Origin of the sequence: Pseudomonas sp. RW10S2, from assembly GCF_014268985.1 — a bacterium.
Classification (GTDB): Bacteria; Pseudomonadota; Gammaproteobacteria; order Pseudomonadales; family Pseudomonadaceae; genus Aquipseudomonas; species Aquipseudomonas wayambapalatensis.
Window position 1 is genome coordinate 1 of the sequence record NZ_JABWRO010000156.1, and the last position, 11,210, is coordinate 11,210.

Annotated in this window: 10 protein-coding genes; 6 read left to right on the forward strand and 4 right to left on the reverse strand. The window is 63.1% G+C overall.

The window, feature by feature from the left end:
* Window positions 1-35 precede the first annotated feature (35 nt).
* The gene (gene nadE / locus HU729_RS23505; RefSeq protein ID WP_186711696.1) at window positions 36-863 is read right to left on the reverse strand and encodes an ammonia-dependent NAD(+) synthetase; all 828 of its coding nucleotides are present in this window, start codon (window positions 861-863) and stop codon (window positions 36-38) included.
* 3 nt (window positions 864-866) lie between these two features.
* Window positions 867-2,072, reverse strand: a complete 1,206-nt coding sequence (gene pncB / locus HU729_RS23510) for a nicotinate phosphoribosyltransferase (RefSeq protein ID WP_186711697.1) — start codon at window positions 2,070-2,072, stop codon at window positions 867-869.
* 493 nt (window positions 2,073-2,565) lie between these two features.
* On the opposite strand from pncB, the gene HU729_RS23515 reads away from it, so the two are divergent.
* The 6 genes from HU729_RS23515 to HU729_RS23540 all read left to right on the forward strand — a co-directional run bounded on the left by HU729_RS23515 (window position 2,566) and on the right by HU729_RS23540 (window position 9,028).
* Window positions 2,566-3,702, forward strand: coding sequence for a branched-chain amino acid ABC transporter substrate-binding protein (locus HU729_RS23515; RefSeq protein WP_186665946.1), 1,137 nt, complete (start codon window positions 2,566-2,568; stop codon window positions 3,700-3,702).
* Between the two features lie 159 nt (window positions 3,703-3,861).
* Window positions 3,862-4,776, forward strand: a complete 915-nt coding sequence (locus HU729_RS23520) for a branched-chain amino acid ABC transporter permease LivH (protein WP_186665947.1) — start codon at window positions 3,862-3,864, stop codon at window positions 4,774-4,776.
* A gap of 2 nt (window positions 4,777-4,778) precedes the next feature.
* Window positions 4,779-6,080, forward strand: a complete 1,302-nt coding sequence (gene livM / locus HU729_RS23525; RefSeq protein ID WP_186711698.1) for a high-affinity branched-chain amino acid ABC transporter permease LivM — start codon at window positions 4,779-4,781, stop codon at window positions 6,078-6,080.
* Window positions 6,077-6,952, forward strand: coding sequence for an ATP-binding cassette domain-containing protein (locus HU729_RS23530; protein ID WP_186665953.1), 876 nt, complete (start codon window positions 6,077-6,079; stop codon window positions 6,950-6,952). Before livM ends, HU729_RS23530 begins: the two co-directional genes overlap by 4 nt.
* Window positions 6,949-7,665, forward strand: a complete 717-nt coding sequence (locus HU729_RS23535) for an ABC transporter ATP-binding protein (RefSeq protein WP_054894550.1) — start codon at window positions 6,949-6,951, stop codon at window positions 7,663-7,665. Before HU729_RS23530 ends, HU729_RS23535 begins: the two co-directional genes overlap by 4 nt.
* A 595-nt stretch (window positions 7,666-8,260) precedes the next feature.
* On the forward strand, window positions 8,261-9,028 hold the full coding sequence (locus HU729_RS23540; protein WP_186711699.1) for an SDR family oxidoreductase: 768 nt from the start codon (window positions 8,261-8,263) through the stop codon (window positions 9,026-9,028).
* Between the two features lie 174 nt (window positions 9,029-9,202).
* On the opposite strand, the gene HU729_RS23545 is transcribed toward HU729_RS23540, so the two are convergent.
* Together HU729_RS23545 and HU729_RS23550 are read right to left on the reverse strand one after the other, a co-directional pair.
* Window positions 9,203-10,312 (reverse strand): AGE family epimerase/isomerase, encoded by a 1,110-nt coding sequence (locus HU729_RS23545; protein ID WP_186665956.1) that lies wholly within the window; start codon window positions 10,310-10,312, stop codon window positions 9,203-9,205.
* 82 nt (window positions 10,313-10,394) lie between these two features.
* A complete protein-coding gene (locus tag HU729_RS23550; protein WP_054894553.1) occupies window positions 10,395-11,027 on the reverse strand; it encodes a TetR family transcriptional regulator in 633 nt (210 codons plus the stop codon).
* Between the last annotated feature and the right edge of the window lie 183 nt (window positions 11,028-11,210).

Genomic DNA, 11,210 nt, shown 5'->3' on the forward strand with positions numbered 1-11,210 from the left:
ACAACCTGTGGGAGCGGGCTTGCCCGCGAAGCTTTTTATGGGGCGAACGGCAGTTCGCGCTTGTGCTGGGTCTTGCGGTAGGTGGCGACGATGATGTCGAACGCTGCCTGGTCAACCGGCTGCCCATGCAGGAAGGCATCGATCTGCTGATAGGTCACGCCATGTGATGCCTCGTCCGGCTTGCCTGGTTCCAGGTCTTCCAGGTCTGCAGTTGGCACCTTCTCCACCAGCGATTCCGGCGCACCGAAGCTGCGCGCGATCGCCCGCACCTGGTTCTTCACCAGCCCGCTCAGCGGCGCCAGGTCACAGGCACCATCACCGAACTTGGTAAAGAAGCCCATCACCGCCTCGGCGGCGTGGTCGGTGCCGATCACCAGGCCTGCGCGCGCGCCAGCGATGGTGTACTGGGCGACCATGCGGGTGCGCGCCTTGACGTTGCCAACGACGAAGTCGACCAGGGTCGGCGAGCCGTTCTTCAGCTCCACCACTTCGGCGGCCAGGGCTCGGACGGCCGGGGCGATATCGACGGTGTGCACTTCGTCTGCCTTGATCACCTCCAGGCAGGCCTGGGCGTCGTGTTCGTCGTGCTGCACCTGGTAGGGCAGGCGTACGGCTATGAAGGTGTAGGCCTTGTCGCCGGTCTCGGCGCGCAGCTCATTGACGGCGCGCTGGGCGAGCAGGGCGGCGGTCAGCGAATCGACGCCGCCGCTGATGCCCAGCACCAGGGTCTTGAGTCGGGCGTTGGCCAGGCAGTCCTTGATGAAGGCCACGCGCCGGGCCACTTCCTTCTCGAGCGCGGCGGCGTCGGCGAAGGGTGGCTGTACCTTGAGCGCCTGGGCAATCTCTTGCTGAACGGCTTGCATGGGTTACTCCTTGCTAGGGACTTTGAATACGTGACGCAGGTAGGCGACGAAGTTCTCGTCGCGGCATTGGGTCTTGGCGGCTTCGTCGGAAATCTTCGCCACTGGCGAGCCGTTGCAGTCGGTCATTTTAAGCACGATGCTCATCGGCGCCACATCCGGGATGTCACAGGTCAGGTTGGTGCCGATGCCGAAGCTGACATTGATGCGGCCGCGCAGTGCGCGGAAGATCTGCAGGGTGCGCGGCAGGTCCAGGCCATCGGAGAACACCAGGGTCTTGGTCATCGGATCGATCCCCAGCTTGCGATAGTGCGCGATGGCCTTTTCCGCCCAGGCCACCGGCTCGCCCGAATCGTGGCGCAGGCCGTCGAAGAGCTTGGCGAAGTACAGGTCGAAGTCGCCGAGGAACGCATCCATGGTGATGCAGTCGGTCAGGGCGATGCCGAGCAGCCCGCGGTACTCGCGTACCCAGCAGTCCAGCGCGGCGATCTGGCTGTCGATCAGCCGCGGGCCGAGCTGCTGGTGGGCCATGATCCATTCATGGGCCATGGTGCCGAGCGGCTTGATATCCAGTTTCCATGCCAGGTCGACGTTGCTGGTGCCGACGAAGCGTGCCGGGAAGTCATCGCGCATCACCCGTACCACCTCTTCCTGCACGCGGCTCGAGAAGCGTCGGCGGGTGCCGAAGTCGGCGACTTGCAGGGCGCTCAGCTCTTCTTCGCTGGCATTGGCGCGCAACCAGTCGAACTTGTGATAGAGCTGGTCGCGCGCAGTCTCAAGGCGCATCTGCGGATGCAGGGCGCGGTTGCGCACTTCGCTGATGATCGCCAGCAGCGGCACCTCGAACAGGATCACGTGCAGCCACGGGCCGCGCAGGCGCAGGAACAACTGGTCGTGCTCGATGCCGATGCGCAGGTAGCGCAGGTTGAAGCGGAACAGGCCGAGAAAGCGCAGGAAGTCGGGCTTGAGGAAGCTGATGCGTTCGAGGAACGCCAGTTGGCCGTCGTCGAGGGTGAGGTCGGCCAGCCGTTCGATCTGCTGACGGATTTCACCCAGATAGGGGCGCAGGTCTTCGCCGTTGCGGCAGCGGAATTCCCATTCCACGTCGGCGTCCGGGTAGTTGTGCAGGACGCCCTGCATCATGGTGAGCTTGTAGAAGTCGGTGTCGAGCAGGTTATGCACGATGCGCTCGGCGAATGCGCTCTCGCTCATCAAAAAGGCTCCGGAAGCAGCGAATGGCGGACATTGTGCCAGCCTTTTGGGTGTTGTGGTGTCTGGGCTGGCCTCTTCGCGGGCAAGCTCGCTCCTACAGGAGTGGGAGCGGGCTTGCCCGCGAAGAGGCCAGAACCGCCAGATCGGGTGTTTTTCCGTGCACCAGCTAGCCTTCAAACAGTGCTGCCTGTAGCAGTGACGCACCACCGGTGTGCACTTCGGTGACGTCATGCTGTTACAGGATGGTTGCACGTAAACACTTGCGAGGGTTGCAATGATGGCACCTTGCGGTTGCTCCTTTGTTTTGCGTTCAGTGGCGCCTGCCCTGTGGCAGACGGTTGCACGCTCAATAAAGAAACGACCGCCGGAGGTCTGCAGTGGCCCAGCGAAGTGTGTTTTTCCGGAAGACAAAACTGATGGCACGGCCCTTGCTCGGAGCACAGGGTTGATGAAGTTGTAGTGCCAACTAAAAAAACTCTAGGAGCACCACCTCATGTCGCAGACGTTTTACAAGAAAGGTTTCCTGGCACTGGCCGTGGCTACGGCACTGGGTGTTTCTTCGTATGTACAGGCCGACGTAAAGATCGGCGTAGCGGGCCCGATGACCGGCGCTAACGCAGCGTTTGGCGAGCAATACATGAAGGGTGCCCAGGCGGCAGCCGATGTGGTCAACAAGGCTGGCGGCATCAACGGCGAGAAGATCGTCCTGGTCAAGGGCGATGACGCGTGCGAGCCGAAGCAGGCCGTGGCCGTGGCCAACCGCCTGGTCGATCAGGACAAGGTGATCGGCGTGGTCGGACACTTCTGCTCCTCCAACACCATTCCCGCTTCCGAGGTGTACGACGAAGCCGGCGTCATCGCGATCACCCCCGGGTCGACCAACCCGCAGGTCACCGAGCGCGGCCTGTCGGCCATGTTCCGCATGTGCGGTCGTGACGACCAGCAGGGCATCGTCGCCGGCGACTACATCGTCGATGTGCTCAAGGGCAAGAAGGTCGCGGTCCTGCACGACAAGGACACCTATGGCCAGGGCCTGGCCGATGCGACCAAGGCGCAGCTCGAGAAGCGCGGCGTCAAGCCTGTGCTGTACGAAGGCCTGACCCGTGGCGAGAAGGACTTCAGTGCCGTGGTCACCAAGATCCGCTCCACCGGCGCCGACGTCGTCTACTTCGGCGGGCTGCACCCGGAAGCCGGTCCGCTGGTGCGCCAGCTGCGCGAGCAGGGCCTGAAGGACGTCAAGTTCATGTCCGACGACGGTATCGTCACCGACGAACTGGTGGCCACCGCAGGCGGTGCGCAGTACACCGACGGCGTGTACATGACCTTTGGTGCCGACCCGCGCCTGCTGCCAGACAGCAAGGCGGTGGTCGAGGAGTTCCGCAAGGCCGGCACCGAGCCTGAGGGCTACACCTTGTACGCCTACGCCTCGGTCCAGGCGCTGGCCGCCGCGTTCAACGGCGCCAAGTCGAACAAGGGCGAAGACGCCGCCAAGTGGCTCAAGGCCAATCCGGTCAAGACCGTCATGGGCGAGAAGAAGTGGGACAGCAAGGGCGACCTGACCGTCTCCGACTACGTGGTCTACCAGTGGGATGCCAACGGCAAGTACCACCAGCTGGAAAAACAAAAATAACAATGGCTTGAAGCCCGGTCGCCTTGGCGCACCGGGCCGCGGCCCCGCGGTATTTGTACTTTATCCGTAGATCTGCACAGTCCTGCGCGGCGAGGGACGCTCTACCCTTGCCCCCGCCGTGGTCGGCGCTCGTGCAATCTCAATAGGTGAGATTGCGTTATGGATGGTATTTTCCTGCAGCAACTGATCAATGGGCTGACCCTCGGGTCTGTCTATGGTCTGATCGCCATCGGCTACACAATGGTCTATGGCATCATCGGCATGATCAACTTCGCGCACGGCGAGGTGTATATGATCTCCGCGTATCTCGCGGCGATCAGCCTGGCATTGCTGGCCTACTTCGGTATCGAATCCTTCCCGCTGCTGATGCTTGGCACGCTGTTGTTCACCATTGTCGTCACCGGTGTCTATGGCTTCACCATCGAGCGCATCGCCTACAAGCCGCTGCGCAACTCCACTCGCCTGGCTCCGCTGATCAGCGCCATCGGCATCTCGCTGATCCTGCAGAACTACGCGCAGCTCAGCCAGGGCGCGCGTCAACAAGGCGTACCGACCCTGCTCGAAGGCGCCTGGCGCGTCGATATCGGCACCGGCTTCGTCCAGCTCACCTACACCAAGATCTTCATCCTGGTTGCCGCCTTCGTCGGCATGGGCCTGCTCACCTACGTGATCAAGTACACCAAGCTCGGGCGCATGTGCCGCGCCACCCAGCAGGACCGCAAGATGGCGTCGATCCTCGGGATCAACACCGACCGCGTGATCTCCTATGTGTTCGTCATCGGTGCGGTGATGGCGGCGCTGGCGGGTGTGCTGATCACCATGAACTACGGCACCTTCGACTTCTACGCGGGCTTCATCATCGGCATCAAGGCGTTCACTGCCGCGGTGCTCGGGGGCATCGGCTCGTTGCCGGGTGCCATGCTCGGCGGGATCATCCTGGGCATCTCCGAATCGCTGTTCTCTGGCCTGGTCAACTCCGACTACAAGGACGTGTTCAGCTTCTCGCTGTTGGTGATGATCCTCATCTTCCGTCCACAAGGCCTGCTCGGTCGCCCGCTCGTGGCTAAGGTGTGATCATGTCCGTTGCCAATACTGCCTCCACTTCTCCAAGCAAGGGCTTCGACATCAAGCGCAGCCTGATCGAGACCCTCGTCGCCGGCCTGCTGGCGCTCATCGTTTTCGGCCCGATCGTCGGCGTGGTGCTCGACGGCTACAGCTTCAATGCAGAACCCCGGCGAGTCGCGTGGCTGGTCGGCGGGGTGATGATCGGTCGCTTCGTGCTCAGCCTGTTCCTGCAGACACCCACCGGCCAACGCTTGCTGCAAGGCTTCGACAGCGGCGGCTCCGGCGTGCACGTGCTGGCTCCCGACTACAAGTCGCGCCTGCGCTACATCATCCCGGCGCTGATCGTCATCGCCATCGTCTTCCCGATCTTTGCCAACAAGTACCTGCTGACCGTGGTCATCCTCGGGCTGATCTACGTGCTGCTGGGCTTGGGCCTGAACATCGTGGTCGGCCTTGCCGGACTGCTCGACCTGGGTTACGTGGCGTTCTACGCCATCGGCGCCTACGGCCTGGCGTTGGGCTACCAGTACCTGGGGCTGGGCTTCTGGACCGTGCTGCCATTGGCGGCCATCGCTGCGGCGCTGGCGGGATGCATACTGGGCTTCCCGGTGCTGCGCATGCATGGCGACTACCTGGCGATCGTCACCCTGGGGTTCGGTGAAATCATTCGCCTGGTGCTGAACAACTGGTTGTCGTTCACCGGTGGCCCGAACGGCATGCCGGCGCCGTCGCCGACCTTCTTCGGGCTGGAGTTCGGCCGTCGGGCGAAGGATGGCGGGGTGCCGTTCCACGAGTTCTTCGGTATCGAATACAACGCCAACTACAAGTTCCTGTTCATCTACATCGTGCTGTTCCTGGTGGTATTGGCGGTGCTCTACATCAAGCACCGGCTCACGCGCATGCCGGTCGGTCGAGCCTGGGAGGCGCTGCGTGAAGACGAGATCGCCTGCCGTTCGATGGGCCTGAATCACGTGCTGGTCAAGCTTTCGGCCTTTACCCTGGGCGCCTCTACTGCGGGCCTTGCCGGGGTGTTCTTCGCCACTTACCAGGGTTTCGTCAACCCGTCGTCGTTCACCTTCTTCGAATCGGCCTTGATCCTGGCCATCGTCGTGCTTGGCGGCATGGGCTCGACCGTGGGCGTGGTGATCGCCGCCTTCGTGCTGACCGTGGCGCCGGAGCTGCTGCGCAGCTTCTCCGAGTACCGCGTGCTGCTGTTCGGTGTGCTGATGGTGCTGATGATGATCTGGCGACCGCGAGGGCTGATCCGCATCAGCCGCACTGGCGTGGTCCCACGTAAAGGAGTGGCGCCATGAGCGACGAAATCATTCTCTCGGTCGATAACCTGATGATGCAGTTCGGCGGCATCAAGGCGCTCAGCGACGTCAGCCTGAAGGTCAAGCGCAACCAGATCTTCGCCCTGATCGGCCCCAACGGCGCCGGCAAGACCACGGTGTTCAACTGCCTGACCGGCTTCTACAAGGCCAGCGGCGGGCGCATCGAGCTGAACGTGCGTGGCCGTCACACCAACGTCATCCAACTGCTGGGCGAACGCTTCGAGGCGACGGATTTCGTCTCCCCGGCGCGCTTCGCCAACCGCCTGTACTACAAGATGTTCGGTGGCACCCACCTGGTGAACCGCGCGGGCCTGGCACGCACCTTCCAGAACATTCGCCTGTTCAAGGAAATGTCGGTGGTGGAAAACCTGCTGGTTGCCCAGCACATGTGGGTCAACCGCAATCTGCTGGCCGGGGTGCTCAACACCAAGGGCTATCGCCAGGCCGAAAGCGATGCGTTGGACCACGCGTTCTACTGGTTGGAGGTGGTCGATCTGGTCGATTGCGCCAACCGCCTGGCCGGCGAGCTGTCGTACGGTCAGCAGCGCCGCCTGGAGATCGCCCGGGCCATGTGCACGCGGCCGAAGATCATCTGCCTGGACGAGCCGGCCGCCGGCCTCAACCCGCAGGAGACCGAGGCCCTGAGCCGCATGATTCGTGTGCTGCGCGACGAGCACGACATCACCGTGGTGCTGATCGAGCATGACATGGGCATGGTCATGAGCATTTCCGATCACATCGTCGTGCTCGACCACGGCAATGTGATCGCCGAAGGCGCCCCGCAGGACATCCGCAACAACCCGACGGTAATCGCCGCCTACCTGGGTGCCGACGAAGAGGAACTGATATGAGTGCACCCATTCTCGAGCTCAAGGACCTGGATGTGTTCTACGGGCCGATCCAGGCGCTGAAGAAGGTCTCGATGCATATCGAGGAGGGCGAGACGGTCAGCCTGATCGGTGCCAACGGCGCGGGCAAGTCCACGCTGCTGATGTCGATCTTCGGCCAGCCGCGGGCAGCTTCCGGGCAGATCCTCTACCGTGGCACCGACATTACCCGCAAGTCGTCGCACTACATCGCCTCCAACGGCATCGCCCAGTCGCCGGAAGGGCGGCGGGTGTTCCCCGACATGACCGTCGAGGAGAACCTGATGATGGGCACCATCCCCATCGGCGACAAGCATGCCGACGAAGACATGCAGCGCATGTACGAGCTGTTCCCGCGACTCAAGGAGCGCCGCAACCAGCGGGCCATGACCATGTCCGGCGGCGAGCAGCAGATGCTGGCCATCGCCCGTGCCTTGATGAGCCGCCCCAAGCTGCTGTTGCTGGACGAGCCGTCGCTGGGGTTGGCGCCGATCGTGGTCAAGCAGATCTTCTCGACCCTGCGCGAACTGGCCAAGACCGGCATGACCATTTTCCTGGTCGAGCAGAACGCCAACCATGCGCTGAAACTGTCGGACCGGGCGTATGTGATGGTCAACGGCCAGATTCGCATGACCGGGACCGGGCAGGAGTTGCTGGTCAACGAAGAGGTGCGCAGCGCGTATCTGGGCGGGCATTGAGGTGGGGCAGGGGCTGCAAGGCAGCCCCGGTCGCCAATGTGGACAACTTGTCGCACATCGCGCTTGAAACACCGTAGATTCCTTGCATAAACCCTTGTTTCCACAGGCACGGTCTTTTCCACGATTAATGTGGAACCGCCTGTGGAAAACATGGTGGCACCTCGCTGGACCCCTCGCACTCCAAGGTCTGCATGGCAATGATCAATAATTGATCAATCGAGCTTTGTGCACAATTCCGTGGCTCTTTTGCCGTTGAAACGCGGCCAGGGATCGCTGCTGTCTTTCTGTGGATAAGTCTGTGCGCAACCCTTGGACAGACCGCTGTACACGGCATGGCTGAAAGCGTTGAGCCATCACCCTGAGCGCTCTGAAAGAGTTCCCTCAGGCCACAGGGTTCCCTTTACCCGACGAGTTGCCCCCAATCCGTGGGGAAAGCCTTGTGGATAAGATGCGTATAGCCTGCACCAGCCCTTGTGCTGCAAGGCTTTCGAGGCGTTGCCTGTTTTTTGACCAGTACCGAAAACGGCTTGCTGCCGGCGAGCGCCGCGGGCATGCTGCAAGGCCTGCGACGACCCCTACAGCGAAGGAGAACAGCATGACGTCCACCGTATTCATCACAGGTGCCACTTCCGGTTTCGGTGAAGCCACTGCCCGTCGTTTCGCCGACGCGGGCTGGAAGCTGGTGCTCACCGGTCGCCGCAAGGAGCGCCTGGACGCCCTGTGCGCCGAGCTGTCGGCCAAGACCGAGGTGTTGGGCCTGGTGGTCGATGTGCGCGACCGCAAGGCAATGGAGGCGGCGATTGCCGGCCTGCCGCCGTCCTTCGACAAGTTGCAGGGCCTGGTCAACAACGCAGGGCTGGCCCTGGGCGCCGACCCTGCGCCGCAGTGCGACCTGGACGACTGGGAAACCATGGTCGACACCAACATCAAGGGCCTGATGTACACCACCCGCCTGCTGTTGCCGCGCCTGATCGCCCATGGCCGTGGCGCAAGCATCCTCAACGTGGGTTCGGTGGCGGGCAACTACCCCTATCCGGGCAGCCATGTGTATGGCGGCACCAAGGCCTTTGTCGGGCAGTTCTCCCTGAGCCTGCGCTGCGACCTGCGCGGCACCGGCGTACGGGTGACCAACATCGAGCCGGGGCTGTGCGAAAGCGAGTTCTCGCTGGTGCGCTTCGGTGGCGACCAGTCGCGCTACGACGCTACCTACGCGGGCGCCGAGCCGATCCAGCCGCAGGACATCGCCGACACCATCTTCTGGGTGCTCAACCAGCCGGCGCACATCAACATCAACAGCCTTGAACTGATGCCGGTAAGCCAGGACTGGGCTGGGTTCTCGATCGACCGCTCGGCCAAGGGCTGAAAACGGTTCCTCGCCAACTCTTGTAGGAGCAACTGTCTTGCTCAAAATCTAAAGGTCAGCCCAATCCCCCTGTAGGAGCGGGCTTGCCCGCGAACACGGGCGTAGCCCGTGCCAGGCAGCGCGGTGTCTTTTTCGCGGGCAAGTCGGGGCGCCGAACCGCCGCCCCTACAGCCATTAGTGCAGGCGTTGCAGGCCTTCGAGGCAAGTGGCCAGGTGGTAGGGCGTGGTGGACGGCATGTCGTGCCGGCTGACTGCGCCCTGGCCATCACGGCATTCGTGCCAGCCGCCGGCATGCAGGAAGTTGTCTTCGAGGGCTTTGAGCTGGGTCATCAGCTTTGCCTCGTTGCCTGGCTTCAACGCCAGCGCCCGCAGATATTCGGCCTGGGCCCAGATCCGCTGGGTCGCATCAATGACCTTGCCATCCACATCCAGCGACGCGAGCACCGCCGCATCCTTCACGCCGCAACCCTCGGCGTACTCGAACGCCCGGCTGATCGATGCATGCAGCGGGGTCCCGCGCAGCAGTGGCGAGGTGTCGAGCAGGTAGAACCATTCGAACTGATGGCCGGGCTCGAACCAGTTATCCACAGCACCGCGGGGTTTTTCCAGCATCACGCCGTGGGTCGGATCGATGAACTGCGCCTGCAGGGCTGTGCATAACTGCAGCAGGGCCGCTTGCGCGGCATCGTCCTTACGCACGGCCAGGGTTTGCAGGAAGGCTTCGGCCAGGTGCATCTGCGGGTTCTGCAGCGGGCCGCTGCCAAGGTCGGACCAGTCTTCGCCCAGCACGGCTTCGTACAGACCATCATCCCGAGCGAACTGCTCCTCGATGATTTCCAGGGCCGCGTTCAGCGCCGACTCGACCAGCCCTTCGCCGACCTTGCCCCAGTAGTGGGCGCAGGCGAAGACGATGAAGGCGTGGGTGTAGAGGTCCTTGCGTCGGTCCAGTGGCTTGCCGTCGGCATCGATGCTGTAGAACCAGCCGCCGTGCTCGGCGTCGTGAAAATGTCGCTGCAGCGAGCGGAACAGCGCGGCAGCGCGCTCGGCGGCACCGGGTTGCTCGATGCGGCTGCTGAACAGGTAGAGCTGACGTGCGCAGGCCATGGCGCGGTAGCGCTGCACCGGCAGGGGGTGGTGTTCGGCGTCGAGGGCTTCGAAGGGCAGGGCCATGTCGGCGTTCCACCCGGGACCTTGCCACAAGGGCACGATGCGCTCGGCGAAATGTTCGCGCACAGAAGCCAGGCAGGTGGTCAACTCGGACGGGGTAGGGCGGGGGTTGGACATGAAGGCGCTCGTCGCAATCGGGCAGGGCGCCATGGTAGCAGAACTGGGGAAGGGGTTGATTGTGCTGGCCGCCTCGCGGGCTTCAGCCAGGATTCCCCAACCCCTGCCAATGCCGCGCCCCGACGAAGATGAAGCGCAGTTGCTGGGTGATCTTGTCCTGCGCGGTCAGCGCCTGTGGACAAGCCGGATCAGGGCTGTCGATCAGCTCTGGCAGGGTGGCGAACACGGTCTTGACCACCAGGTCGGCCATCACCCCCAGGGCGGCGCTGTCCAGGTGCTGCCAGCGGGTCATGCGTGCAAGGTCGGTGGCCAGGTCAGAGCTGATGTCCCGGCGCAGCCGGGCGATGGCCTGGCGCACGGGCTGCGATCCGCCGTACTGTTCACGGGCGAGGAACAGGAATTGGGCGCGGTGTGCCGCCACCACATCGAGAAAGATGCGCACCGAGGCGTCGGTGATGCCGCCGAGTTCGAATTCGTTGTGGCGCACCAGGCGAATGGTCTGGCGGAAGGTTGCGTCGACCTCGGCGACCAGCGCGAGGCCCAGGGCATCCATGTCGGGGAAATGCCGATAGAAACCGGTGGGGACGATGCCAGCGGCCTTGGCCACTTCGCGCAGGCTGATGCTGCCAAAGCCACGGCCACTCTCCATCAGCTGGCAGGCGGCGTCGAGCAAGGCCTGGCGGGTCTGTTGCTTCTGTTCGGCACGCGGCAGCATGGGGTTCTGGATTCTGTGACAGTACGGCTGGGCACTCTAGATAAAAAAACGAAGCCCGGTCAATGGACCGGGCTTTGGAGGGGAGCAAGCGCTGTATGTCGAGTTGTCGTTATCAGCCATGGGCATCAGCTCACGCGGCGGATTTCGACCAGACGATCCGAGCCACCTTCGGCAACGCGGTTG